This window comes from Curtobacterium sp. MCPF17_050, assembly GCF_003224435.2.
Lineage (GTDB): Bacteria > Actinomycetota > Actinomycetes > Actinomycetales > Microbacteriaceae > Curtobacterium.
On record NZ_CP126250.1, the window covers coordinates 1,273,547 to 1,298,369 of the forward strand.

General features: G+C 74.5%; 26 protein-coding genes and 1 riboswitch. Of the genes, 14 read left to right on the plus strand and 12 right to left on the minus strand.

Translation table 11 applies throughout. The features are described 5' to 3' along the window. Positions 1-6: 6 nt before the first annotated feature. Complete coding sequence (locus DEJ34_RS06100; RefSeq protein ID WP_258368379.1) at positions 7-633, minus strand: QsdR family transcriptional regulator; 627 nt, start codon at positions 631-633, stop codon at positions 7-9. 64 nt (positions 634-697) lie between these two features. Here DEJ34_RS06100 and DEJ34_RS06105 point away from each other — a divergent pair, with 64 nt between their 5' ends. Continuing rightward, positions 698-1,891: an acyl-CoA dehydrogenase family protein gene (locus DEJ34_RS06105; RefSeq protein ID WP_110911808.1), complete on the plus strand. Its 1,194-nt coding sequence runs from the start codon at positions 698-700 to the stop codon at positions 1,889-1,891. An 82-nt stretch (positions 1,892-1,973) separates the two neighbouring features. Here DEJ34_RS06105 and DEJ34_RS06110 read toward each other — a convergent pair whose 3' ends face one another. From DEJ34_RS06110 to DEJ34_RS06120, 3 genes are all read right to left on the minus strand, one after another. Then, entirely contained in the window at positions 1,974-2,858 is an 885-nt protein-coding gene (locus tag DEJ34_RS06110) for a patatin-like phospholipase family protein (RefSeq protein WP_110901734.1), read from the minus strand. A gap of 343 nt (positions 2,859-3,201) precedes the next feature. Then, entirely contained in the window at positions 3,202-4,233 is a 1,032-nt protein-coding gene (locus tag DEJ34_RS06115; RefSeq protein WP_110911809.1) for an NADPH:quinone reductase, read from the minus strand. Positions 4,234-4,282: 49 nt separating this feature from the next. Then, entirely contained in the window at positions 4,283-4,648 is a 366-nt protein-coding gene (locus DEJ34_RS06120) for a winged helix-turn-helix transcriptional regulator (RefSeq protein WP_110901732.1), read from the minus strand. 113 nt (positions 4,649-4,761) lie between these two features. Between DEJ34_RS06120 and DEJ34_RS06125 the strand changes: the two genes are divergently transcribed. Beyond that, positions 4,762-5,409: an NAD(P)-dependent oxidoreductase gene (locus DEJ34_RS06125; RefSeq protein ID WP_110911810.1), complete on the plus strand. Its 648-nt coding sequence runs from the start codon at positions 4,762-4,764 to the stop codon at positions 5,407-5,409. Between the two features lie 135 nt (positions 5,410-5,544). Here the strand turns inward: DEJ34_RS06125 and DEJ34_RS06130 are convergent, their stop codons facing one another. After that, positions 5,545-6,870, minus strand: a complete 1,326-nt coding sequence (locus tag DEJ34_RS06130) for an MFS transporter (protein ID WP_258368380.1) — start codon at positions 6,868-6,870, stop codon at positions 5,545-5,547. 123 nt (positions 6,871-6,993) lie between these two features. Between DEJ34_RS06130 and DEJ34_RS06135 the strand changes: the two genes are divergently transcribed. Beyond that, on the plus strand, positions 6,994-7,851 hold the full coding sequence (locus tag DEJ34_RS06135) for a LysR substrate-binding domain-containing protein (protein ID WP_110826066.1): 858 nt from the start codon (positions 6,994-6,996) through the stop codon (positions 7,849-7,851). A 30-nt stretch (positions 7,852-7,881) separates the two neighbouring features. Here DEJ34_RS06135 and DEJ34_RS06140 read toward each other — a convergent pair whose 3' ends face one another. Together DEJ34_RS06140 and DEJ34_RS06145 are read right to left on the minus strand one after the other, a co-directional pair. Then, positions 7,882-9,498 carry a hypothetical protein gene (locus tag DEJ34_RS06140; RefSeq protein ID WP_284180714.1) on the minus strand — a complete coding sequence of 539 codons (1,617 nt, stop codon included), beginning with the start codon at positions 9,496-9,498 and terminating at the stop codon, positions 7,882-7,884. Positions 9,499-9,602: 104 nt separating this feature from the next. After that, positions 9,603-10,250, minus strand: a complete 648-nt coding sequence (locus DEJ34_RS06145; protein ID WP_110899926.1) for an NADPH-dependent F420 reductase — start codon at positions 10,248-10,250, stop codon at positions 9,603-9,605. A gap of 135 nt (positions 10,251-10,385) precedes the next feature. On the opposite strand from DEJ34_RS06145, the gene DEJ34_RS06150 reads away from it, so the two are divergent. The 4 genes from DEJ34_RS06150 to DEJ34_RS06165 all read left to right on the plus strand — a co-directional run bounded on the left by DEJ34_RS06150 (position 10,386) and on the right by DEJ34_RS06165 (position 12,385). Beyond that, entirely contained in the window at positions 10,386-10,682 is a 297-nt protein-coding gene (locus DEJ34_RS06150; protein ID WP_110825500.1) for a GNAT family N-acetyltransferase, read from the plus strand. A gap of 21 nt (positions 10,683-10,703) precedes the next feature. Beyond that, entirely contained in the window at positions 10,704-11,162 is a 459-nt protein-coding gene (locus DEJ34_RS06155; RefSeq protein ID WP_110899927.1) for a VOC family protein, read from the plus strand. A gap of 213 nt (positions 11,163-11,375) precedes the next feature. Further along, positions 11,376-11,852, plus strand: a complete 477-nt coding sequence (locus DEJ34_RS06160) for a MarR family winged helix-turn-helix transcriptional regulator (RefSeq protein ID WP_110825243.1) — start codon at positions 11,376-11,378, stop codon at positions 11,850-11,852. Further along, on the plus strand, positions 11,849-12,385 hold the full coding sequence (locus DEJ34_RS06165) for a metallophosphoesterase family protein (protein WP_110899928.1): 537 nt from the start codon (positions 11,849-11,851) through the stop codon (positions 12,383-12,385). Before DEJ34_RS06160 ends, DEJ34_RS06165 begins: the two co-directional genes overlap by 4 nt. Here DEJ34_RS06165 and thiD read toward each other — a convergent pair. The 3 genes from thiD to thiM form a co-directional block, all read right to left on the minus strand. Further along, a complete protein-coding gene (gene thiD / locus DEJ34_RS06170) occupies positions 12,371-13,936 on the minus strand; it encodes a bifunctional hydroxymethylpyrimidine kinase/phosphomethylpyrimidine kinase (protein WP_110910952.1) in 1,566 nt (521 codons plus the stop codon). The genes DEJ34_RS06165 and thiD overlap by 15 nt on opposite strands. Then, complete coding sequence (gene thiE / locus DEJ34_RS06175) at positions 13,933-14,646, minus strand: thiamine phosphate synthase (protein WP_110910945.1); 714 nt, start codon at positions 14,644-14,646, stop codon at positions 13,933-13,935. Before thiE ends, thiD begins: the two co-directional genes overlap by 4 nt. Continuing rightward, a complete protein-coding gene (thiM, locus tag DEJ34_RS06180) occupies positions 14,643-15,512 on the minus strand; it encodes a hydroxyethylthiazole kinase (protein WP_110899930.1) in 870 nt (289 codons plus the stop codon). The genes thiE and thiM overlap by 4 nt, the downstream gene beginning before the upstream one ends. Further along, a riboswitch (TPP riboswitch) is annotated at positions 15,501-15,597 on the minus strand. It overlaps the preceding gene by 12 nt. A 67-nt stretch (positions 15,598-15,664) precedes the next feature. Between thiM and DEJ34_RS06185 the strand changes: the two genes are divergently transcribed. The 3 genes from DEJ34_RS06185 to DEJ34_RS06195 all read left to right on the plus strand — a co-directional run bounded on the left by DEJ34_RS06185 (position 15,665) and on the right by DEJ34_RS06195 (position 18,565). Beyond that, entirely contained in the window at positions 15,665-16,612 is a 948-nt protein-coding gene (locus tag DEJ34_RS06185) for an NUDIX domain-containing protein (RefSeq protein ID WP_110899931.1), read from the plus strand. Between the two features lie 169 nt (positions 16,613-16,781). Continuing rightward, positions 16,782-17,528 (plus strand): phosphotransferase enzyme family protein, encoded by a 747-nt coding sequence (locus tag DEJ34_RS06190; protein WP_181420536.1) that lies wholly within the window; start codon positions 16,782-16,784, stop codon positions 17,526-17,528. 95 nt (positions 17,529-17,623) lie between these two features. Next, a complete protein-coding gene (locus DEJ34_RS06195) occupies positions 17,624-18,565 on the plus strand; it encodes a DnaJ domain-containing protein (protein WP_110825248.1) in 942 nt (313 codons plus the stop codon). 88 nt (positions 18,566-18,653) lie between these two features. Here the strand turns inward: DEJ34_RS06195 and DEJ34_RS06200 are convergent, their stop codons facing one another. Continuing rightward, complete coding sequence (locus DEJ34_RS06200; RefSeq protein WP_110825249.1) at positions 18,654-19,016, minus strand: RNA-binding S4 domain-containing protein; 363 nt, start codon at positions 19,014-19,016, stop codon at positions 18,654-18,656. Between the two features lie 101 nt (positions 19,017-19,117). Here DEJ34_RS06200 and DEJ34_RS06205 point away from each other — a divergent pair, with 101 nt between their 5' ends. Continuing rightward, positions 19,118-19,423 (plus strand): hypothetical protein, encoded by a 306-nt coding sequence (locus DEJ34_RS06205; protein ID WP_258368250.1) that lies wholly within the window; start codon positions 19,118-19,120, stop codon positions 19,421-19,423. A 68-nt stretch (positions 19,424-19,491) separates the two neighbouring features. Beyond that, positions 19,492-20,664, plus strand: coding sequence for a hypothetical protein (locus tag DEJ34_RS06210; protein WP_110899933.1), 1,173 nt, complete (start codon positions 19,492-19,494; stop codon positions 20,662-20,664). A 139-nt stretch (positions 20,665-20,803) separates the two neighbouring features. Here the strand turns inward: DEJ34_RS06210 and DEJ34_RS06215 are convergent, their stop codons facing one another. Continuing rightward, the gene (locus DEJ34_RS06215) at positions 20,804-22,291 is read right to left on the minus strand and encodes a trypsin-like peptidase domain-containing protein (RefSeq protein ID WP_110899934.1); all 1,488 of its coding nucleotides are present in this window, start codon (positions 22,289-22,291) and stop codon (positions 20,804-20,806) included. A gap of 174 nt (positions 22,292-22,465) precedes the next feature. On the opposite strand from DEJ34_RS06215, the gene DEJ34_RS06220 reads away from it, so the two are divergent. Continuing rightward, positions 22,466-23,500: a FecCD family ABC transporter permease gene (locus tag DEJ34_RS06220; protein WP_110825252.1), complete on the plus strand. Its 1,035-nt coding sequence runs from the start codon at positions 22,466-22,468 to the stop codon at positions 23,498-23,500. Then, the gene (locus tag DEJ34_RS06225) at positions 23,497-24,534 is read left to right on the plus strand and encodes a FecCD family ABC transporter permease (protein ID WP_110899935.1); all 1,038 of its coding nucleotides are present in this window, start codon (positions 23,497-23,499) and stop codon (positions 24,532-24,534) included. The genes DEJ34_RS06220 and DEJ34_RS06225 overlap by 4 nt, the downstream gene beginning before the upstream one ends. Positions 24,535-24,823: the final 289 nt, after the last annotated feature.

A 24,823-nucleotide genomic window follows, 5' to 3' on the forward strand; every position in this document is an offset into this window, starting at 1 on the left:
CGGCGGTCACCGCACAGGGCGCAGGATGTACTCGAACGTCGTGCGTGCCCGCTCGGGGTCCGGGGTCTCGCCGGAGATCAGGTCCGCGTAGGTGAACGACTCCGACACGCGGACGAGCAGTCGACCGAGTTCCTCGGGGGAGAGCGGCACCGGGTCGAAGGCCCCCGACTCCTGCTCGGCGGCGACCAGGGTCGAGACCACGGCGACGAAGCGCCGCTGCACGTCGCTGTCGGTCGTCGTCAGGAGTCGCAGTGCCCGGGCCGGCTCGCGGGTCAGGAACGCGCGGAAGTACGGCGCACGGATCAGGTCCGCGGTGAAGTGGTCGAGGACGTCGACGATGCGTGCCGCCCCCGACGGTGCCGCCGCACGGCCCGCGGCGTCGAGCGTCGGGACGGCGAGCGACCAGAGGATCTCGGACAGCAGCTGGTCGCGGTTGCCGACCCAGCGGAACAGCGAGGTCCGGTCGACGCCGAGCGAGGACGCGAGGGCCTGCATGTCGACGCGTGCCCCGTCGATGAAGGCATGACGTGCGGAACGGAACGCGCGCTGGGCGTCGGGGTGGGCCTCCAGGCGCGTGGCGAGCGCGCTCGGGACGAGCGCCGACCCGAGGGCGCCGAGTGGCTGCTTGCTCACGGTTCCCCCCGAAGTCGTCGACGTCGTCTTGCAACGTTTCCGAGAATGATGCATCGTTGGGTCCATGTCAACGACGGTCGCGGGAACGCCCCTGCTGGAATCCGACTTCTACCGGTTCCAGGAGCAGCTGACCGACCAGGAACGCGCCTCCCTCGGCGAGCTCCGCGAGTACCTCGAGCGCGACGTCGCGCCGATCGCGGACGAGTACTGGGCCCGCGCCGAGTTCCCGACGCAGGTCATCGCGCCGCTCGCCGAGCTCGGCATGTACGGCCCCGGCGTGCCGCTCGTCCGGCAGTTCGAGAACTCCGCGGTGTACCGCGGCTGGGCGGCCCTCGAACTCGGTCGGGTCGACGCCGGCGTCGCGACCTTCATCGGCGTGCAGTCCGGTCTCGCGATGAACTCGATCGCGGTCGCGGGCAGCGACGAGCAGCAGCGTGAGTGGTTGCCGCGCATGGCCTCCGGGGAGGTCGTCGGGGCGTTCGGACTGACCGAACCGCTCTCCGGCAGCGACTCCGCCCGCGGCCTCCGCACCACCGCCCGGCGCGAGGGGGACACCTGGGTGCTCAACGGCTCGAAGCGCTGGATCGGCAACGCCACCTTCGCGGACGTCGTCGTCATCTGGGCGAAGGACGAGGCGGACAACCAGGTCAAGGGCTTCCTGGTCACCTCCGACACCCCGGGGTTCACCGCGACGAAGATCGAGGACAAGATCGCACTCCGGTCGGTGCAGAACGCCGACATCACCCTCGAGGACGTCCGCGTCCCGGAGGCCCGTCGCCTGCAGCGCGCCGACTCGTTCCGGTCCACCGCTGCGGTGCTCCGCCTGACCCGCACCGAGGTCGCCTGGCAGGCCGTCGGCATCTCGGTCGGCGCCTACGAGGCCGCCCTGCGCTACGCCCGGGAGCGCGAGCAGTTCGGCAAGCCGATCGCGTCGCACCAGCTCATCCAGGACCTGCTCGTGAAGTCCCTCATGAACATCACCGCGTCGATCGCCCTGTGCACCCAGGCGTCCGCGCTGCAGGACCAGGGCCTCGGCGGCGACGAGCACTCGGCGATGGCGAAGGCGTTCGCCACGGCGAAGATGCGCGAGACCGTCGGCTGGTGCCGCGAGGTCCAGGGCGGCAACGGCATCGTCCTCGACAAGGGCGTCGCCCGGTTCTTCGCCGACGCCGAGGCCATCTACTCGTACGAGGGCACCCGCGAGGTCAACACGCTCATCGTCGGCCGCGCCGTCACCGGACAGGCCGCATTCGTCTGACCGGCGGGTCCGGGCGGCAGCGGAGGACCGCCGCCGCCCGGTCGTCGGCCCGGCGTCGGTCGCTCGTCGCCCGGTCGTCAGCTCAGGCCCAGAACGCGCCGATGCGCTCCGCCACCGGCTCGGCCTGCGCGCGTCCGGCCTCCGCCGACGGCCGCTGCGTCGACAGCGCCAGTGAGTTCGTTCCGAAGGCCCGCTGCGACGCCTCGTCCGCGACGAGGACCTCGACCCGCGAACCGGCGTCCCGCAACGAGGTGACCGCACGGTCGAGCCACGGCCCGAGCGGTGACGGCCCCTCGGGGCTGCAGGCGATCACGAGCACCCGCTCGTACCCGGCCGCGACGTCCGCGTTGGTCGACGAGCGCATGCCGCCGTCGATGTACGGATGCTCGTCGATCCGCACCGGAGACCAGACCAGCGGGACGGAGCAGCTCGCGGCGACGGCACGTTCGAGCGGCACGCCGTCCTCGGCGCGGAGCACCCGGAAGGTCCCGTCGACGGCGTCCACCGCGGTCACCGCGTAGGGCCGGTCCGGCCACGCGGTCGTGGGCAGCGTGTCGCGGAAGGTCGCAACGCGTTCGTCGTCGCTCTGTCCGGAGGTGATCTGCTGCGCGGCGGCTCCGAGACGCGCACGGGCGTCCTGCTCCGAGGTGGCTCCCTGCAGTGCCGCCGCGAAGCGCTGCTCGAACTCGGCGGCATCGACGCGCGCCGGCTCTTCGTACGTGGTCGGGAGCGGGCTCAGCTGCTGCTCGTAGGCACCGCGCACGCCGCCGCTGCGGAGGAAGGTGCCGACGACGCTGCCGGCGCTCGTGCCGACCACGAGGTCCGCCGCACCGAGGTCGACCCCGGCGTCCTCGAGGGCCGACAGGACGCCGAGCTCCCAGGCGATGCCGGCGACGCCACCACCTCCGAGGACGACTGCTCTGGTTCCGGGCGTGGGTGTGGGGAGGGGCGCTGCGGCGTCGGTCATGCCTCCTGCTTACCAACCCCGCCGATGAACGCGTACTGCGTCGGTCCTGCCGGACCCGACCACGCGCCGGACGGGAGGCTCGGATCGCCGCCGCCCCGCGCCTCCCGGTGGCGCTCGGACCGGCCCCGCGCCTCCTGGCGCTGCTCGGACGGCCCCGCGCTTCCCGGCCCCGCGCCGGACGGGAGGCGCGGATCGCCGCCGCCCCGCGCCTCCCGGCGCCGCTCGGACCGGCACAACGAGAACCGGCCCGAACCGCCGATTCCGGTGGTTCGAGCCGGTCCCTGTTGTGCGGTGCCGAAGCGCACCACGGAGCGGGGCGCCGAAGAGCACCGCGCAGCGCGACCTACTCCGCCGACTGCACGTCGATGAGCACCTTGCCGACCGTGTCGCCCTGCACCGCGTCGTGGGCTGCTGCGGTCTCCTCGAGCGGGAAGCGGATCAGCGCGAGCCCGGCCTCCTCGCCGACCGGCAGGACACCGTCGCGCAGCGCGGCGGTGATGTCCTCGGCAGCGGCGGCGAGGGCGGCGTCGCCGATCGTGTACAGCAGCAGGAACTGGTAGCGCGCGTTGATGCCCATGTTCGGCCGCACCGGGATCGATGCCGCGTCTCCGCCGTTGTCCGCGTACATCGAGACGACGCCGTGGTTCGCCAGGACCGCGGCGTCGAGGTCGGCGTTCGCCGGGATCGACACCTCGACGACGATGTCCACGCCGTCCGGGGCGATCGAGCGGATCCGGTCGGCGGCGCCGTCCTCGCGGTAGTTCACCGTGTGGTGGGCCCCGGCCGCCGTGGCGAGGGCCGCCTTGTCCTCCGAGCTGACCGTGGCGACGACGGTGGCGCCGGCCCAGCTGGCGAGCTGGATCGCGGCGTGTCCCACGGCCCCCGCGCCGCCGGCGACGAGCACGGTCTTGCCGGACAGGGCACCGGGCGAGAGGCGGGTCGGGCCGTCCTCGTGCACGGTGAGCGCACGGTGCGCGGTCATCGCCGGCACGCCGAGGCTGGCACCGATGTCGAACGAGACGCCCTCCGGGAGCGGGACGACGCGGGCGGCGGGCACGACGGTGAACTCCTGCGCGGTGCCGGTGGGTCGGGACGCCGCGGCCATGAACAGCCAGACGCGGTCACCGACGGACAGGCCCTCGACGCCGTCGCCGACCGCGTCGACGACGCCGGCACCGTCCTGGTTCGGCGTGATCTCCGGGAACGGCAGGCCGTCGCCGTACGTGCCGCCCTGTCGGGCCTTCCAGTCGGTGGGGTTCACCCCGGAGACGACGACGCGGACGCGGACCTCACCGGCACCGGGCTCGGGGACCGGACGGTCGGCGAGGGAGAGGACGGCGGACGTTCCGGGCTGGGAGTAGACGATCGATCGCATGCCTCCACGCAACCACCCGCGGTCCGCGACGATTCCAGACCGGGTGTGGTCACGAGCGGGAGTCGTACCCCGAGCGCGCTTCGGCGACGCCGTCCATGTGGTCGATCGCCCACTGTTCCAGCGGCACGAGCACGGCGCGGAGCGACCGGCCGGTGTCGGTGAGCTCGTACTCCACGTGCGGCGGGATCTCGGGGAAGACCGTCCGGGTGACGAAGCCGTCACGTTCCAGGGCTCGGAGCGTCTGCGTGAGCATCTTCTGCGACACACCCTGCACCCGGGTGGCGATGGCGGAGTACCGACGAGGCCCGTCCGCCAGGGCGCCGATCGTCAGCACGCTCCAGCGGTCCCCGATCCGGTCGAGGAGCTGCCGCGACGGGCAGTCCGCCGCGTAGGGGCTGTACTCGAGCGCGCTCATCCCGACCTCCGTCACGCACCACGAGGTGCCTACTTACTCGGAGAGAGTAACACCCGTACAGTGAGTGGCACGGCGCGCCACCGCGTCGGCACCACCACCACGAAGGAGCTCGCATGTCCACCATCGTCGTCTTCGGAGGCACCGGGTACGCCGGGTCCGCCATCGTCCGCGAAGCCCTCTCCCGCGGGCACGAGGTCGTCGCCGTCGCGCGTGACACCACGAAGCTCGACGCCGCCGAGCACCTCACGCTCGCGCAGGGGGACGCGTTCGACGCTGGCTTCGTCAGCGACGTCACGAAGGAAGCCGACGTCGTCATCGTCGCCCTGCACGCGGTCCAGTCGGACGGCAGCGAGCTGAAGGACCGGTTCCAGCACTTCGTCGACGCCGCGGCCGCTGCCGGTGCACGCCTCGGCATCGTCGGCGGCGCCGGCTCGCTGCTCGTCGCCGAGGGCGGCCCGGCCCTCTACGACACGGCCGAGTTCCCCGACACCTTCAAGGGCGAGGCGAAGAGCCACGGCCAGGTCCTCGAGGCACTCCGCGCCGGTGGCACCGACGTCGACTGGTTCTACGTCAGCCCCGCCGCCGCCTTCGGCAGCTACAACCCGGGGGAGCGTCGCGGCACGTACCGCACCTCGGACGACGTGCTCCTCACCGGCGCCGACGGCAACTCGGACATCTCGGGCGCTGACTACGCGATCGCGGTCGTCGACGAGATCGAGGAGCCGAAGCACCACCAGGCGCGGTTCGGCGTCGCCTACTGAGCGCAGCTGCTGGCGTCACCACGTGACGGACGGGAGGCCCGTGACCAGCTGGTCACGGGCCTCCCGTGCGTCACGGCGCCCCGGCCGCTGGCGCGCCAGTCCGGTTCCGCCGGCGCGGGCACACCGTCCGTGGTGTCAGCGGTTGCCGACGATGGTCGGCAGCGGCAGGTGGTGACGCATCCGCATCTCCAGGTGCAGGCCGCCGCGTCGGGCGAGGACGAACGCGATCACCGTGGCCGCCGCCGCGGGCACGCCGCCCGCGACCATCATCCCGACGTGCGCGCCGAAGTGGTCGACGACCTGCCCCATGACCGGGCCGCCGATCGCCTGACCGCCGAGCAGCACGAGCACGTACAGCGACATCACCCGCCCACGGATCGCGACGTTCGAGGACAGCTGGACGAGCGAGTTCGACGCGGTCATGAAGAGCAGCTGCGACAGGCCGACCACGACGAGCAGGACGGTGAACGGCGCGATCGTCGGCGCCGATCCGGCCACCACGAGCAACAGCCCGGTCCAGAACACCCCGCCGACGATGGTGCGGAGCCGGACCACCGCCCGTCGTGTGGAGAGGACCGCGCCGGTCAACGCTCCCACCGCGACGGCGGAGTTGAACAGGCCGTAGCCGCCGGCGCCGACGCCGTACACGTCGGACGCGAAGGCGGACAACAGCACGGGCATCGTCAGCGCGAAGACGGAGAAGAACGCGAGCAGGACGACGGGCACGATGATCGTCGGCTTCGCGGCGGCGTACCGCAGCCCCTCGACGAGCTGCCCCTTCGCCCGTGCGGCCGGCGGTGTGCGGTGGAGTTCGGAGACGCGGAGGAACCCGAGCGTCACGACCACCGCGACACAGGCGGCGGCGTTGATGCCGAAGGACCACCCCGCCCCGACGGCGACGAGCAGGATGCCGGACAGCGCCGGACCGATCATGCCGCCGAGCTGGAACACCGACGAGTTGACGCTGATCGCGTTGCGGAGGTGCTGGTGACCGACGATCTCGGTGACGAACACCTGCCGGGCCGGGTTGTCGATCACGGTGACCATGCCGACCAGGAACGCGATCACCCAGATGTGCCACGCCTCCACCACCCCGGCCAGGGTGAGGAGGGCGAGCAGCAGGGACAGCACCGCGAAGGCGCCCTGCGTGATCATCATCAGCGCGCGCTTCGAGTACCGGTCGACGAAGACCCCGCCGAGCAGCCCGAACAGCAGCATCGGGGCGAACTGACAGGCGACCGTGATGCCGACCTGCGCGACCGAGCCGGTGAGCTGCAGCACGAGCCAGTCCTGCGCGATGCGCTGCATCCACCCTGCCGTCATCGCCACCAGGTTGGTGGCGGTGAAGAGCCGGAAGTTCGGCACCGACAGCGCGCTGAAGGACCGCCGCCACGGGGGCGGTGTCGTGCTGATCGGGAGCGGCTCGGTGGGCGGGTGGACGGTCGTCGGGGACGGACGCACGGTGTGGGGGACTCCGGCTGTCGAGGGCGGGAACGGTACCCGGTCGAAACTATCCGCTCCCGGTCCATTCGATCCTCCTATGATCGGCATCACTCCATTGCGATGTCGAATGAAGGGCCCGCCGTGCTCGATCCCGTCCTGCTCCGGACCTTCCTCGCCGTCGCCGAGACGAGCAGCTTCACGCAGGCCGGCGTCCGTCTCGGCATCAGCCAACCGACCGTCTCGCAACACGTGCGCCGGCTCGAGTCAGCGGTCGCCCGGACCCTCGTCGCACGGGACACCCGCGGGGTCCGGCTCACCGACAACGGCGACGCGATGGCGGGGTTCGCCCGGACGATCCTGGCGGCGCACGCGACCGCGGACGCGTACTTCTCCGGGGTGGCGGCTCGTGGTCGCCTCCGGTTCGGCGCGGCCGACGACCTCGCGATCACGCAGCTGCCGCGCATCCTCCGTGACTTCCGGAAGCTGCACCCGCAGGTCGACCTCGAGCTGACGGTGAACCAGTCCGCGCCGCTCCTCCGACGGGTGCACGCGGGTCAGCTCGACCTCGTGTTCATCAAGCGGACGGCGGGGGAGTCCGCAGAGGGCACCCGGGTCGCCTCGGACCAGATGGTGTGGATGGCGCAGGACGGCATCGCCCTCGAATCCGACGACCCGGTGCCGCTGATCGCGTACCAGGCGCCGAGCATCAGCCGGCAGATGGCGATCGACGCGCTCGAGGCCGCCGGGCGCACGTGGCGGATCACCTGCAACACCCGTGACGTGAACGGCGTGCTCGCCGCGGTGCGGGCGGGGATCGGCGTCGCGGTGTTCCCACACTCGCTCATCCCGGCCGACCTGGTGAAGGTGTCGCAGCGACTGTCGCTGCCGGACCTGCCCGCGGTCGACTACGTCCTCATCGCGAACCCGACCGTGCAACGCGAGCCGATCGAGGCGCTGACGAACGCGATCCTCTCCCGGGGCGTCGTCCGCGCGGTGTGACGGGGGTCGTCCCCGCCGTCAGCGGGAGGGTCAGGGCGTGATCGTCGGCGTGGCCCCCGTGCCCGTCAGGTCCGGCAGCGGCGCACCGAGTGCGGACGCGACGGCCCAGAGCAACACGAGGGTCCCGACCGCGCCGAGCACGGTGCCGAGCAGGGCGACCGGCCGCTGCCAGGTGGACGCGGGGTTCCGCATCGTCACCACGGACACCACGACCGCGAGCACACCGAGCAGGACGCCGACGGCGTGCACGGTCGCCGGGGCCGTGAACCACCAGGCGGCGAGACCGAGCGTGGCGAGACCGGCCAGGGCACCGAGCACGGCGCCCGGCGTCGCGCCGATCGGACGTCGAGCGCGCGTGGCGGACGCACCGATTTCGGCTTGGAGGCCCGTGTCGGCTCCCGTCACCGGCGTCACCGGCGGAGCGGCTTGCGGCTGCGCAGTCGTCCCGGCGGCGACGGGGACCGCGGTGGACCGCGCCTTCGTCGGCTGGGCCGGACGACGCTTCGGCAGGAAGCCCCGACGGGTGTTCGTGCCGCGGCTGCGGTCGGCGTTCCGGTGCTCCCGGGCAGGGGTCGGGGCGTGGGTCGCCTCGCCGTCGGACGCGGCAGCCTCCGCCGGTTCCGCTGCGGCCGGCGCAACGGACGGCAGGGCCCGCGTGACCGCGGGGACGACCGGCGCCACGGCGTGCGGCTCGGACGCCGGACCGGGGAAGGGTGCGGCGGTGGTGGGCGCCGGGGTGGCGAGCACGGCCTCGAACGTCGGCGGAGCGGTGACCGCCGGCGGGATCACGCGCGCCTGCTGCCGGGCGAAGCGGGCGGGCGTGCGGTACCCGATGGGTCCGACGGCCTCGGGCTCGCCGCCCTCGACGACGACGTGTTCGAGCCCGGGCACCGAGAACCGCGGCTGTCCTGCTGCCGGTACGACGGGGAACGCGGGCGCCGGCGGGGCGGCCGGGGTCGCGACGGTCGCGCCACGTCCGGCGGAGCGCGCTGCTGGCCCGGCCGTCGGAGCGGTCGGGACCCCGGCATCGGGGGTCGCGGACCAGGACTGCGAGGCGACCGGTCCTGCCGGGGCGGGCACGGGCGCCGCGGACCGGGTGTCGCCGGTGTCCGCGAGCGGTCCGACGGGCGCTGCGGACGCGTGCGCCGCGCCGACCACGGGAGCCGCGGGCATCGCCATCGCCCCGGCGGAGGCCTGGCCATCCGTCGCGCTCCGACGCGCTGCACCGTGTCGTGCTGTGGCGCGGGGACCGCCGGCGGCGGTGCCGTCCGCAGCAGGGTCCGGGGTGCCTGCCGGTGTGGCGGTCGCCTCGGCCGGTCCGAGCCCGGCGACGGTCGCACGCGCCTCCGCGACGGCCGAGAAGGGAACCGTGTCGACGTTCGGCGACGTCGGAGCCGGCGGCAGCAGCTCGGGGGTCGGCGGGAAGTCGGGGACGACGGCGTTCGGGTCGAGCACCGGCGGGGCGGGGGTGGGGTGGGCCTCCAGGCCGGGCACGGCGTCGATGCCGGGTCGGGCGCGGTCAGCGACGGCGCCCGCGGGGACGACGCGGCTGGGGGCAGGGGAACCGGCGTCCTCCGGAGGCGCGGTCACCCATGCGGGCACCGCCCGACGGGGTCGCTCGGACTCGGGCATGCGATGAGACGCCACGGCCGCTGTTCCTCTCCCTGGATTGATCCAGAGTCCGTTCTACCGGGCGGGAACAGCGGCCGAACGCCCCAGTCAGAGGGGGTGGAACGGTCGGTGCAGGACCGTCACATGTCGCGGTACCGCTTCGCGGCGGCGAGGGCGTCGCGCAGTTCGTCCGCGGTCATGCGCGGGCCGTAGCCCGGGGTGTCGCGCTGGATGCGCCATCCCTCGGCGAGCGGTCCGGCGTCGACGACGTCGAAGCCGAACTCGTCGATGAGGTCGGCGACGGTGCGCTTCGCCGTCTCGTCGTCGCCCGCGACGACCAGGGCGCGGCGTCCCTCGGTGCCGCTGGGGGTGGCGTGTCCGGTCAGGTCCGCGGCGCCGATGTGGTTGAAGGCCTTGACCACGTGCGCGCCGACCAGGTGGTCCTGCAGCATCTCGGCCGTGGTGGTCGTCTCGTCGTCGAGGGCCGCGATGTGCCCGTCGCGCTCCGGGTAGTAGTTGTCCGTGTCGATGACGACCTTGCCGACGAGCGGCTCGACGGGGATCGTCTCGACGGCGCCGAGCGGCACGGTCACGACGACGATGTCGCCCCGGGTGGCCGCGTCCTCGCGTGTACCGGCGGTGGCGTGTTCGCCGAGCTCCGCGACGAGGTCCGTCAACGTCTCCGGCCCGCGCGAGTTCGCGATCACGACCTGGTGGCCGTGCTGCACCGCGAGGCGTGCGAGCTGTGATCCGATGTTGCCTGCTCCGATGATCCCGATGGTCGTCATGTGGGGTGCAACAACCGTGGCCGGTGGTCATTCCGGCCTGACGACCGGGACGGACAGACCGCCCGTCGGGGGCGGGTCCACGCGTTCGCCGGAGGACGGGTGACCGTCGTCCGCTGCGCGGTGCAGGATGGCGCCATGACACACGAGTTCCGCAACGAGGCCGACCGCGACCGCTACGCCATGTACGTCGACGGAGCCCTCGTGAGCGTGCTCGACTACCGCGTCAACGGTGACGCGATCGCCTTCCCGCACACGTACACGGTCCCGGCGCACCGCGGGCACGGGTACGCCGGGGAACTCGTGGAGCACGCCGTGGCCGACGTCGAGACGACGTCGACGAAGCGCATCGTCCCGATGTGCTGGTTCGTCAGCCAGTGGTTCGACGAACACCCCGACAAGGCAGACCTGCTCAGCCGCGGCGTCGCGGACTGAGCACCACCGAGAGGCGCCACCGTGCCCCGCATCGTCCCCTTCCTCTGGTTCGACGACCAGGCCCAGTCCGCGGCTGAGCACTACGTCGGGCTCTTCCCGGACGCACGTGTCGACGGGGTCGGCCGTGCCCCGGACGGGTCCGTGCTCGTGGTCGAGTTCACCCTGATGGGCCAGCCGTACCGTGCCATGAACGGCGGTCCCGGTCATCCCTTCACCGACGCCGTCTCGCTGCAGGTGGACGTCGACACGCAGGAGGAGCTCGACCGGATCTGGGACGGGCTCCTCGCCGACGGCGGCCACCCGGTGGCGTGCGGGTGGCTCGTCGACCGCTGGGGTCTGTCGTGGCAGGTGACCCCGTCGATGATGGGCGAGCTCATGGCCGCCGGTGGTGACCCGGCAGCGGGCGCGCGGGTGTTCCGGGCGATGCGGGACATGGTCAAGCTCGACATCGGGGCCCTCCGCGCGGCGGCCTCCGACTGATCACCGACACCGGGCACGTCCGGCCACGTCGCCGGACGGTCGCACCGGTCCCGACCCCGGGGACCGCCGGTCCCCGTTCCGGGGGACCCGCGGTTATCGTGGGGCCACACCGAGCGGCGCAGGGGACCACGGACGTGGGCGGCCGCCGGAACCGACGTCCCGACCAGGGGCGACCGACCACCGGCGCCACGCCGGACGACAGACTGGAACAGCATGGCCGACCCGAGGGGCCCCGGGATCCGCGAAGCGGACATCGGACGGGCGTACACCGAGCTCTCCCGCATCACCCGCCGCGCGAGCGTCCGGGCGCGGGGGACCGCCGACGTGTTGAGCGTCGTCGACCAGTCCCTGGTCGACTTCGTCGTGCAGCACCCGGGGTGCATGGCGATCGACATCGCCCGGTACCTCCGGCTGAACCGGTCGACCATCTCGCGGCAGCTGTCCGGACTCCTCGCCGCGGGACTCGTCCGGACGGTCGACGGCGGCACCGGCAACGCGAAACCGCTCGAGGCGACCGAGGCCGGCCGGCGTGCCCTCGATCGCTCGGTGCAGCTGCACCGCGATGCCCTGGTCGAGCGGCTGGCCGACTGGTCCGACGACGACGTCGCGCTGCTCGCCGGGCTGCTCGAACGGCTCGGAGCCGCGGACGAGGCCGAGCTGCCGATGCCGAGCAGGACGACCGAGCCGTGACCACCTCGCTCGTCCTGCTGTCGGACACGCACCTGCCGAAACGGGCGAAGGACCTGCCGCCGGAGCTGTGGGCGGACATCGACACGGCCGACCTCGTCGTGCACGCGGGCGACTGGGTGGACCTGGCGACCGTGGACCTGCTGGAGGCCCGGTCCCGCGACCTCCTCGCCGTGCGCGGGAACAACGACCCGGGGTTCGAGGACCGGTTGCCGCTCGTCGCCTCACGCCGCGTCGAGGGACTGCGGTTCGCGGTCGTGCACGAGACCGGCGCGGCGACCGGGCGGGAGCGTCGGGCCGTCGCCGACCACCCGGACGTCGACGTGCTCGTGTTCGGGCACTCGCACATCCCGTGGGACTCGCTGGCGCCGAACGGCATGCGCCTGCTCAACCCCGGTTCACCGACGGACCGTCGTCGGCAGCCGGACCACACGTGGATGCGCTGCACGGTCGACGGCGCCGACCTGCAGGTCACCCTGGTGCGGCGCGCCCCCGGTGCGGACGGGGTCCGCACCGCGCCCTCACACCCGGCCTGACTCCGCACCCGCGGTCGGGCCCGAGTCGGGCCCACCGGCCGGGAGGCCCGCTGCGGCTCCGCCCCGCCGGGGACCGGGCAACTGCTCCGGCATCCGGAAGAACGCGAGCTCCTGCGCGACCGACTCCCGGAACGCGCGGGTCATCCGGCCCCGCAGCTCCGGGTCGGCGCGCACGGCGAGCTCCTCGACGAGGTCGGTCGCCCGCGCGCTCGACGCCGCGAAGCCCGGGTCCCCGTACGCCGCGATCCAGTCCGCGAACGGGTGCCCGACCGGCGCCGTGCCGAGCCGCTCCCCGACCCAGGCGTACACCCGGAAGCAGGGCAGGACGGCGGCGGCGAGCACCGAGACGTCCCCGGTGGCGGCGGCATCGTCGGCCGCCGCGGCCAGGTGCGCGAGGTAGCCGGCGCAGACCGGGTGCACGGGGTCGTCGGCGTGCGACCCGGCGAGTCTACGGTGGTGCAGGTCGCGGGCCTCGGCGGCGCAGCCCTCGCTCGCGGTCGTCCAGAACGCCGCGGCGTCGCCGGTCGAGCCGGCCGCGGTCGCCCGGAGGTGCTGCTCGTACGCGCGGAGGTAGTGCACGTCCTGCGCGAGGTACCCGGCGAAGACCTCCGCGTCGAGCGTGCCGTCGGCGAGGCCCTGCAGGAACGCGCACGCGAGGGTCTCGTCGAGCACCGCGGCCGCGTCCGTCCACCAGAGGTCGGTCAGGCGGGGGACCGGCAGGGCGGCCCGCACGGCGGCGTTGTGGTCGACCGGGCCGTGTCCGTGCCCGACCTGGAGGGCGTCGGCACCGCGGAGGGCCGCGGAGAGCCACGCCTTCGCGGCACCGACGGCGAGCTCCCAGTCGCCGTGTCGGGCCACGAGCGTGGCGATCGCGCTCGAGAGCGAACAGCCCGTCCCGTGCGTGTTCGTCGTCGCGACCCGCGGGCCGGGGAACACCCGCACCGAGCCGTCCGGCGTCACGAGGGCGTCGTCCGAGGTGGGGCCGCCGTCGTGTCCGCCCTTCGCGAGCACGCGGACGTCGAAGCGTCGTGCCACCGCCAGGGCCGCGTCGAGGGGGTCCGTCGCGTCGGAGCCGGCGAGGTCGGCGAGCACCCGCAGTTCGTCGCGGTTCGGGGTGACGAGGTCGGCGAGGGCGAACAGGTCGGTCATCGCCGCCTCAGCATCGGCGTCGAGCAGTCGGTCACCGCTCGTGGCGACCATCACGGGGTCGACGACCAGCCACCGCGGCCGGTGTGCCCGCAACGACTCCACGACGACCCGGACGACCTCGGCGGTGCCGAGCATGCCGGTCTTCACCGCGTCCACCGTGACGTCGTCCCAGACCGCGTCGAGCTGCTCGCGGAGGAAGTCCGTGTCGGGCACGTGCACCGAGCGCACGCCCCGGGTGTTCTGCGCGACCAGGGCCGTGACCACCGCCATGCCGTACCCGTCCTGGGCGGCGATCGACTTCAGGTCGGCCTGGATCCCCGCACCCCCGGTCGGGTCGGTCCCCGCGATGCTGAGCACCCTGGGCACCCGGCCGCTCGCAGCCGGCCCCGTCGTCGCGGTCACCGGCCCGCCCCGTTCCACGCCGCGACGAACGCGGCGGCCGCGGCACCCGGGTCGGGGGCCGCGCAGATGCCCGACACCACGGCGACCCCCGCCGCCCCGGCAGCCCGCAGCGGCCCGACGTCCGCCAGTCCGACGCCGCCGATGCCCACGCACGGCACGGTGGTCGTCGCCGCGATCCGGGCGAACCCCGCGACGCCGAGCGCCGGCGGGTGGTCGGGCTTCGTGCTCGTCGGGTGCACGACGCCGACGCCGAGCAGGTCGACCGTGCCGTGCGGCATCGCGGCGACCTCGACCAGGTGCCGCGTCGTGTTCGCGGTCAGTCCGACGTGGGCGTCCGGGCCGAGCAGTGCACGCGCGGCGCTCGCCGGGACGTCCGACTGTCCGAGGTGCACGCCCGCCACCGCGTGCCCCTCGTGCCGTGCGGCCAGCGCCACGTCGAGCCGGTCGTCCACGACGACGAGTGCCCGGTCGCCGACCGCGTCCGCGACCGCGACCGTCAACGCGACCAGGTCCCGGGCGGACGCCGTCTTGTCCCGGACCTGCACGATGCGGACCCCGGCGCTCACCGCCGCCCGGACGACGCCGAGGACCCCGTGCCCGTGCCGAGCGGCCAGGGCGGTGTCGGTGACGAGGTAGACGCCGAGCTCCTGCGCTCCCGGTACGCGTCCGGCGGTCCCGGTGACTGCAGCGGCAGCGCCGTCCGTGGTCACGATCCCGCTCCGATCGTCGTCGAGGCGGCCCGGGCACCCGGACCGTCGGCGGTGATCCGGGCCTCCCGGATCACGTCCTCCGGCGTCAGCGACGCGAGCCGGTCGAGGAACAGCGGCTGGAACGTGCCGGGCCCGCCGGCGTCCCGTGCGGCGAGCTCCGCCGCGATGGTGTGGACCGCGGTCGCGGCGACGGCCGCGTCGAGCGCACGCCCCGGCGCCACGGCCGCGAAGGCGGCGACGACGGCCCCGAGGGCACAGCCGCCACCCGTGATCCGGGTGAGCAGCTCGGTCCCGTTCGCGACGCGGACCAGCCCCTCGGGCGCCACGAGCAGGTCCACCGCACCCGAGACCGCCACCGCCTGCGCGGTCCCGGCGTCCGCGGCGGCGACCGCGGCGTCGCGGGCGTCCTCCGTCCCGACCGTGCTGTCCACACCCCGACCGCCGGCCGAGGCGCCGAGGACCGCGAGCACCTCGGACGCGTTCCCGCGCAGCACCGTCGGCCGCATCGCGAGCAGGTCCCGCGCCAGGGCCGTCCGGACCGGCAGCGACCCGACCGCGACCGGGTCGAGCACCCACGGTGTCCCGGCTTCCGCCGCTGCGGCCGCGGCCTCGCGGGACGCGGTCGACGGCTCAGCGTGCGGGGTGCCGGTGTTGACGAGCAACCCGTCCGCGACGCCGGCGAACGGCCCCGCCTCGGTCGGCACGTCGACCATCGCGGCCGACGCCCCCAGCGCGAGCAGCACGTTGGCGGTGACGTTCTGCACCACCGTGTTCGTGATGCACTGCACCAGGGGCGCCCGGGTCCGGACGGCCTCCAGCAGGTCGGCGGTGCGTTCGGCCCAGTGGGCGGGCGCAGCGTTCTCCATGGACGATCCCTTCGCGAGTACGAGCTCGAGCAGGTTCGACGGGTGTGATCTCAGCCGCTCGGATGCGGCACCCCGTGTCTCGGACGACACCGTACACGCATCGCCGCCGTCGTCCAGCGACACGTCCGGGACCGGTGTGGAAGGGTGGACCCGTGGACGACGAACGACGGACCGCGACCCCGGCGGGACCGCCACCCGGCCCCCCGGCAGGACCGCGCGACCCCGGCGATGCCTGGGCGGTCGGCCCGGACGGCACCAAGGCGTGGGGCCGCTTCGGCGCCGCGGGCCTGCTCGTCGACGACGGACGCGGACGGGTCCTCCTGCAGCACCGCGTCGAGTGGAGCCACCACGGCGGCACCTGGGGGATCCCCGGCGGGGCGCGCCACCAGCACGAGGACCCGGTGACCGCCGCCCTCCGCGAGTCCGCCGAGGAGGCCGGCGTCCCCGAGGACGGCATCGACCTCCGGCACACCGCCGTCCTCGACCTCGGGTTCTGGACCTACACGACCGTCGTGGGACGCGCCTCCCGCCCGTTCGACCCCGTCGTCGCCGACCGTGAGAGCCTGGCCCTGGCCTGGGTCCCCGTCGCCGACGTGCCGGACCTGCCGCTCCACCCCGGGTTCGGCGCCTCGTGGCCCGCGCTCCGGGCCACGCTCGACCGGACACCGCACGTCGTCGTCGACGCGGCGAACGTCGTCGGGAGCGTCCCGGACGGCTGGTGGAAGGACCGCGCGGGAGCGGCCTCCCGACTCGTCGCCCGGGTGAGCGCGCTCGCCGCGTCCGGCGTCGACGCCGCCGCGCTGGACCTGCCGTCCGCCACCTGGTGGCCGCGGTGGACCGTGGTGCTCGAGGGGGAGGCCCGGGGTGCGACCCCGGTCGACGTCGTCGCCGACACCCGTCCCGGTCTCCCCGTGGTGACCGTCGAGCAGGCACCGGCCGCCGGGGACGACGCGATCGTCGCCGCCGTGCAGACCGCCGTCGCGGCCGGGGACGGCCCGGTCGTCGTCGTGACCGCGGACCGCGGCCTCCGTGACCGCGTGACCGCGGTCGGGGCGGACGTCCGCGGGCCGTCGTGGCTGCGGGAGCTCCTGCCCGACTGACGACCGGCTGCCGCCGCTGTGGTCGCCCCGGCGTCGCGTAGGTCCGTGCAGCGCGCCCTCCGAGTCCGTGCAGCGCGCCCTCCGGATGGTGAGGCGCGGAGCCGGGCGTCGACGGGACGGGAGCACTACAGTTGCGGACACGTCGACGACGACGTTCAGGAGGTTCCCGATGGAACGGATCACCAAGAGCGACGACCGGGTGCACCGCCCCGCCGGGCCGTGGACACCGACGGTCCACCGGCTGCTCACGCACCTGCACGAGCAGGGCTTCGTGGCGGCCCCGGCTCCGATCTCGCTCGGGGACGCGCTCGAGACGGTGACGTTCGTCCCGGGAGTGGCCGGCGAGTACCCCTGGACCGAGGACGTCGCGAGCGAGGCCGCCCTCGTCACGAGTGCCCGGCTGCTCCGACAGCTGCACGACGCCGCGGCGAGCTTCCCCCTGGACGACTCCGTCGACGTGTGGTCCCAGGCCGCGCGGGTGCCGGTCGAGACCGTCGTGCACGGCGACTTCGCCCCGTACAACGTCGTTTACGACGGCATCGCGGCGGTCGGCGTGATCGACTTCGACACCGCGCACCCCGGGCCCCGCGTCTGGGACGTCGCCAGTGCGGTCTACCGGTTCGCGCCCTTCACGACCGGAGCCGACGAGGGCCGTCCCGTCCCGGCGCTCGAGGACCGGCTCACCCGTGCCGCCGAGTTCTGCCGCGCCTACGGTCTCGACGACCGCTCGCGTGCCGTGCTCGTCGAGACGATCACCGCCGGCCTGGTGGCCCTGGTGACGACCCTCGAGACCGAGGCGGCCGCGGGCAACCCGAAGTTCGTGAGCGACCTCGCGCACGGGCACGCCGACCTGTACCGGGCCGACGTCGCGTGGCTCGAGGAGCACGGGGACCGGATCACCGCCGCGCTCCGCTGAGGGGGCGCGCCGGGGACGAGGTCGCCGACCGCCCAGCGCGTGCCCAGCGCCCTCGCGGCGGACCTCGATCCTGCGTCCGGTAGCGTTCCAGGGCCATGACCGACAGCCCGGCGGACGCCACCCCGTACGAGGTCCTCGGCGTCCCCGCGACCGCCGACGACGACACCCTCCGACGCGCCTACCGTCGGGCCGCGCGTGAGAGCCACCCCGACCTCGGCGGGGACGCCCAGCGCTTCCGCCGGGTGCAGGTCGCCTGGGAGCGCATCGGGACGCCCTCGGCCCGTCGAGCCTACGACGCCGGGACCCTGCGCGCGGGGTCCTCGTCAGCGCCGTCCGGATCGGCCGCGTGGCGGTCGGACACCGGGCGTGACGCCTACGCACCCCCGTCCGCCCGACGTGACTCCCGCCCGCGGGCTCGGTCGTACGGGCACCCCGGCGGGCGCTCCCGCGAGGTCTTCCTCGCCGCCGAACGCGAGTGGGTGGGCCTCGGCGACCCGATCGAGGACCCGTACGACCCGGCACTCGTCCGGTCGGCACCCCGGCACGTCCGGCGTCTCCTGGGCGAGGCGCTGGCCGAGGAGGCGACGGCTGCGATCATCGCGGAGATGGGCATCGGCGTCACGGTGTGGCACGACCTCGACGCCGGTGCCGAGGGCAAGCTCGACCACGCGGTGCTGACGCCCACCGGACTCTGGGCACTCGAGTCGATCGACTGGGGCGGCCCGGTCGCGGTGGAGCACGGCGAGGTCGTCGGCGAGACGCTCGGCCCGGGGGAGCAGCCGGTGAAGGAGCTCGTCCGCGCGGCCCGTGCCGTGCAGAAGCAGACGCGGGTCCGGTTCACCGGCCGTGTCCTGGTGGTGCCGGACTCCGCGGTCGACGAGGACGTCCGACTCGTCGGGACCCCCCGTAAGCCGACCGCGTTCATCGTCCGTCGGAGTGCGCTCGGGCAGGTGCTCTCCGGCGTCTGGTCGCCCGAGGGGTCCGTCGACGTCTTCGCGGTCCGCGACCGCCTGCAGCAGACCGTCCGGTTCGTCTGATCCGACCAGCAGCGCCGCCGGACCAGCAGCGCCGCCCGACCAGCAGCACCGCCCGTCACGCGCCGCCGGCCGTTGCGCACCGTCGGGGTCAGTACCCGCGGAGCTTCTCGAGGTCCCGGCGCTCCCGCTTGCTCGGCCGTCCGGCCCCGCGCTCCCGGATCGGGACGAAGCCGGCTTCCTCGCGGGGCAGGCGCGGCGGTGTGCGGTCCTCGAGGTGCTTCGCGGCCTCGGTCGCACCGACGCGCTTGAGGATGATGCTCTTCACGACGACGATCCGGTCGAAGCCGGCCTGGCGCACGCGGACCTCGTCCCCGGGACCGACCGGCTGGGACGGCTTCGCCCGCTCGCCGTTGACGCGGACGTGGCCGGCCTTGCACGCGGTCGTCGCCGCGGACCGGGTCTTGGTGATCCGGACCGCCCAGATCCAGCTGTCCACCCGGGCCTTGTCCATCCGGCCACCCTAGCCGCGCCGGTCCTGCGTCCCCTCGACGTCCCCTCGACGTCCGGTCGACCGGGCCCGCACGTCCGGTGCGAGCCCGTAGCCTCGGAGCCATGACCGACCCCGACCCGCCGACCACGGTCCCGTCCCAGGCGGCGATCGCCCGCACCCGGGCCCTCGTCGTGCTCGACGGCGCGGCACTCGGTGACCGGCTCGTCGTACGGGCGCACGACGGAGCCGGCGCGCGGGACGCGCTCGGCGAGCTGACCGACCGGACCGCCGAGACGGTGACGATCGCCACCCGTCGCGGACCCGTCACCGTGCTCCGGTCCGACGTCGTGGCCGCGAAGCCGGTGCCGCCGCCCCCGCCGCCCCGGGCACCCCGACGGCGTCCCGGCACGGACGAGCCGGCCGGCTGACCGGAGGATCCACCCCGTCCCGGCGAGCCGCCGACGGCACTCCGGGACCGCGCACGTAGCCTCGCTCCATGGCCGTCCCCGACCCACCCGCCGCCGCAGCCGGGACCACCGAGGACCGCACCGCCCGTGTCCGGTTCACCCGCCCGACCGGCTGGCGTGTCGAGGACGCCCCCGGTGCCGACCTCCGCGTCCGCGGTGACGACGTCGTGCTCACGGTCCGGTCGCGTCCCGGCGACCGGGCGATCGGGGACGAGAACGCCTCGCTGCTGGAACGGCTGCCGGGGTCGGTCGACGGCCTGCTCCTGCTCGGCTGCGACGTGTGGACGACGGCCGGTGCCCCCGCACGGCTCGTCGAGTACGTCCGCCCCGACGAAGAGGGCGACGTCGTCGGTGCGCACCTGCTGCTCGTCACGGGTCGGCACCGCGTGGACGTCACCGTGGAGCGTCCGCTGGCCCGGATGACCGCCACCGACGACCCGGTGTTCGCCGTCCTCGACTCCGTCCGGACGCTCGACCGCGTCACCGCCACCGAGTCCCGGACGCTCGAGGCGCTCCCGGTCCTGCTCGCCGGCTCGACGCTGACCGGGCCGTCCCTCGGCGCCGAGGCCGTCGCCACGCTGCAGGACCTCGCCGGCAAGCGCTGGAACCCGGCGCTGCTCCGCTCGGACGGCGGCCGGGAGCTGGTCGCCGCCGACCTCGTCGGTCGCTTCGGGACGGTGCCGCCGGACACCGCCGAGGTGCTCGCGCCCTGGGCGGACGGGGTGCCGCCCACCACGCTGGACCAGCACGACGACGACGGGCGCGTCACGCGTCTCCGGGCCTGGGCCGGCACCGTCGTCGACACGGGGGCCGACGGTCGGTCGGTCATCGCATCCGTCCGGCCGGACCGGGTGGTCGGGCTGATGGCCGGGAGGCTCGGAGTGCGCCCGACGTGGACCTGGCCGTTCCGCACGCCGGTCCTGTCGAGCGACCTGCTCGACCGTCGTCTGGCGGGCGGCCCGTCCGCCCCGGCCCTGCCGGACGCCCTCGCCGAAGCCGACCCGACGCTCGCGGCGTTCTGGGCGGCGCCGTGGACCGTGTCCTCGCTGCTGGCGCCCGGTCGGACCCGTCCCGTCGTGGTCGTGTCCGCGGCGGGGGTCGGCTTCGCGCGGGTCGGCCGCGCCGAGGGCGGGGCGACGGCGTTCAGGGCCGAGGCGTCCGCCAACGTCTACCGGTCGCTCGTCCGCGCCGTGCTCGGCTGACCTCCGCCCGGTTCACACCGGACGGCGGACGACGGCACGACCCCGCGCGGACGGAGCGCGAGCGTCGTGCCATAGGTGCGGGGCCGTCGGTGCGGGCCGTCGTTGCGGGGCCGTTGGTAGCGTGCCGGTGTGCGCCCGATCAGGCGGCCGGGCCGGCGGTCAGGGTGACGGTCGCCGTGGCCGCGGTGCCGTCGGCCGTCGTGTAGCCGACCGTGACCCGGTCGCCGACCGCGTGCCGAGCGACCGCCTCCGTCAGCTCGGACGCGCTCGTGACCGCGGTGCCGTCGATGCTCGTGATCGTGTCGCCGGCGGCGAGCCCGGCGGCCGCTGCCCCCGATCCCTCGACCGTCCCGGCGACGGGCACACCGGAGGTGGTCCCGGTCGCCGCGCTGCTGACCTGCACGCCCAGGAACGCCGGCAGCCCGATCGTGATGGTGTCCGAGGCCTCGCCCGCCAGGATGTGCGCGGCGATCGACTTCGCGGTGCTGATCGGGATCGCGTAGCCGGTGACGTCCGCCGAACCCGAGGACGCGGCGGTCGCCATGCCGACGACCTCGCCCTCGCTGTCCAGGACGGGACCGCCGGAGTCACCGGAAACGATCTGCGCTGCGACCTCGATGAGCCCGGTCAGGGACTCGGTCCCGGTACCGGACTCGCTCTGCACCTGGATGTCCTGGTCGCTCGCGGTCACGGTGCCCTCGGCGGCGACCAGGTCACCCGTGCCCTCGGCGTTGCCGACGTCGGTCACGGTGTCGCCGGTCTGGACGCCGTCGTCGTCGAGCGCGACGGTGGACAGGCCGGACGCGTCCCGCAGCTGCAGCACCGCGACGTCGTTCGTCGCGTCGGTGCCCACGACGTCGGCGGAGTACTGCTCGCCGGTCGTCTCGTCGGTCACCGTGATCGAGGTCGCGCCCTGGACCACGTGGTTGTTCGTCAGGACCGTCCCGTCCGCGGTGAGGACCATGCCGGTCCCGGCGGCCTGCTGCGCGTCGTCGTAGCCGATCACGGTGTCGATCGTCACGACGCCCGCGGTCTGCGCGGCGGTCGCGGGTGTGGCTGCCGCCTGCGAGGTCCCACTGCCGCCGGCTCCCGTGCCGCCGGTGCCCGTGCCGCCGTCGGTACCCGTGTCGCCGTCCGACAGGCCGTCCGTCCCGCCCTGGTCCTGGCCGGGGACGGTGAAGCCGTCGATGCCGCTGCCCGCTGATCCGGGACCGGGGACGGTCGTCGTGCCCTGTGACCGGCTCGAGGTGGCCGTCGTGCCGTGCGACGACAGGCCGAGTGCCGTCCCGCCGGCGGCGCCCACGATCGCGAGTGCGGCGATGCCCGACCCGATCGCAAGCCCGACACGGCGACGACGACCCGTGGTCCCCGGAGCGGCGCCGGGGGCGCCCGTCCAGCCCTGCGGCGCGGAGGTGGCCCCGAGCGCTGCGCTCCCGACGCGATACGGACCGCGACCGTCGGGGGAGTAGGCGTACGGACCGGACCCGTCGGGGGCAAAGAGGTACGGACCCGAGCCGTCGAAGGCGTGCGCTGCGCGGAGCGTCGACGGGTCCGCGTGCGGCGGCTCCCACGCCGGTGCCTGCTGCTGTCCGGCGTCGTCCGCGGCTGGGGTCGGGGTCTCGTTCATGGTGCTCTCCGGTCGTCCGCACGGCCCGGTCGGCCGTCGATGGGGACCAGTACAGGCCCGCTCCCCATGACCGTCCTATGAACCACCCGAGGCCCGGCCGAGCACCCGCTCGGGAGTCGCCGGACGCCGGTCTCCGCGGCACGCCGGCGATCGGTTAGGCTCGCCGCACCTCCCATGCGTCCCCGATCCGTCGTGCCTCCCGCACCCGCGCCCGCGTCCCGGCTCGTGCTGGCCGTCGTCCTCGCGGTCGTCGCGCTGGCCGTCGCCTGCGCCCTGAGCATCGCCGTCGGGAGCCGACCGATCCCGCTCGGCGTCGTCCTCGACACCCTCGCGCACCCGGGCCGCGACGACGAGACCGGCCTGATCGTGCTCGGCAACCGGCTGCCGCGGACCGTCGTCGGGCTCCTCGCCGGCGCCGCACTCGGGGTCGCCGGCGCCGTCATGCAGGGAGTCACCCGCAACCCGCTCGCCGACCCGAGCATCCTCGGCATCAACGCGGGGGCCGCCCTGGCCGTCGTCGTGGGCATCGCCGTGTTCGGTGTCAGCGGGACCGCCACGTACCTGCCGTTCGCGTTCGCCGGAGCCGCCCTCGCCGCGCTGCTCGTCTACGGCATCGCCGCGGTCGCCCGCGGTGGCCTCACCCCGGTCGGCCTCGCGCTGTCCGGCGCCGTCACCGCCGCCGCCCTCTCCTCGATCACCACCGCGGTGCTCGTGACGAACGCGTCCCTGCTCGACCAGCTGCGCTTCTGGCAGGTCGGCGCGCTCGCGGGCGGGGACCTCGGCACAGCGGGTGTGGTCGTCGCGCCGGTGGTCCTCGGGCTCGTCGTCGCGGTCGGGCTCGGCCGTTCGCTGAACACCCTCGCGCTCGGCGACGAACTCGCGGCCTCCCTGGGCCAACGCGTGGTGCTCGTGCGCGCGGTCGGGGCCATCGTCACGGTGCTGCTCGCCGGGTCCGCGGTCGCCGCAGCCGGACCGATCGCCTTCGTCGGCCTCGCCGTCCCGCACGCCGTCCGGCGCCTGTCCGGACCCGACCACCGCTGGACGATCCTCCTGTCCGCGGTCGTCGCGCCGGCCCTCCTGCTCGTCGCCGACGTCATCGGCAGGGTCGTCGCCTACCCGGGGGAGCTGCAGGTCGGCATCGTCACGGCGCTCATCGGTGCGCCGGTGTTCATCGCGCTGGTCCGGTCGCGGGTGGTGCGGGGCCTGTGAGCACCACGCCGACCGAGAGCGCACCGGCCACCGGTGACGCCGTCCGCCGTCGGGGCGGGACCGCGCGGCGGGAGCTCCTCGTGCTCGTCGGCGCGCTCGTCGTGCTGCTCGGCCTCGTGCTCGTCGGCCTCGGGGTCGGCGAGATCCCGCTGTCGCCCGTGCAGGTCCTCGACGGTCTGCTCGGACGGGGTGACGCGGTCTCGGACTTCGTGCTCGGACAGCTACGCGGGCCGCGGGTCCTCGCCGCGCTGCTCGTCGGGGCGAGCCTCGGCACCGCCGGCGCGATCGTGCAGAGCGTCGTCCGCAACCCCATCGCGAGTCCGGACATCATCGGCATCACGTCCGGGGCGAGCGCCTCGGGTCTCGTCGCGATCGTGCTGTTCGGCGCCTCCGGTGTCGCCCTGTTCGGCGTCGTGCTCGTCGGCGCGGTCGCGGTCGCGGTGCTCATCGCCGTGCTCGCCTGGCGCCGAGGGATCACCGGGAACCGGGTGGTCCTCGTCGGGGTCGGTGTCGGCGCGGTCGCCCTGAGCATCACCGGGTGGCTCCTGACGAGCGGGAGCGTGCAGCAGGCAGGGACGGCACTCCTGTGGCTCTCCGGCAGCCTCAACGCGGTCGACCGCACCGTCGTCAGCGCGCTGCTCGTCGGCTTCGTCGTCCTGATGGTGCTCGCGCTCCTGCAGTCGCCCCGTCTCGGTGTCCTCTCCCTCGGCGACGACGTCGCGGCCTCGCTCGGCCTCCGACCCGACCGGGGCAAGGTGCTGCTGCTCCTCACCGCCGTCCTCCTCACCGCGGCGGCGGTCGCCACCGCCGGTCCGGTGTCGTTCGTCGCGCTCATGGCAGCGCCGATCGCCAGGAGGCTCGTCGGTGGCGGACGCCCCGCCCTCGGTCCGGCCGCAGCCGTCGGTGCGGTCGTGACCCTCGGCTCCGACCTGGTCGCGCAGTTCGCCCTGCCCGGGGTCACGCTGCCGGTCGGGGTCGTCACCGGGGTCGTCGGAGCGCCGTACCTGCTCTGGCTGCTCGCCCGCGGGCGCTGAGCCAGCGCACCCCGCACAGCTCACTGGACAGGGGCGACCGCGCACGCACCGGGGCGCTCCCGACGGACGTGCACCGGGCCTCCAGGCGGGGCGCAGGCGACGGTCGGACTCGCCGGGACCACCCCCGGATGCGGGTCCGCGCGCACGCTTGCGGTATCCCGCAGAAGGGGGTCAGAACCCCCCGTCCGGGGGTCCGCTCCGAGCGCATCGTCGCCGTACCGTCGTCCACGAACACCGGACTCCCGACAGCGGCCACACCCGACGGCCACTGGTCCGGTACGAACGAAGG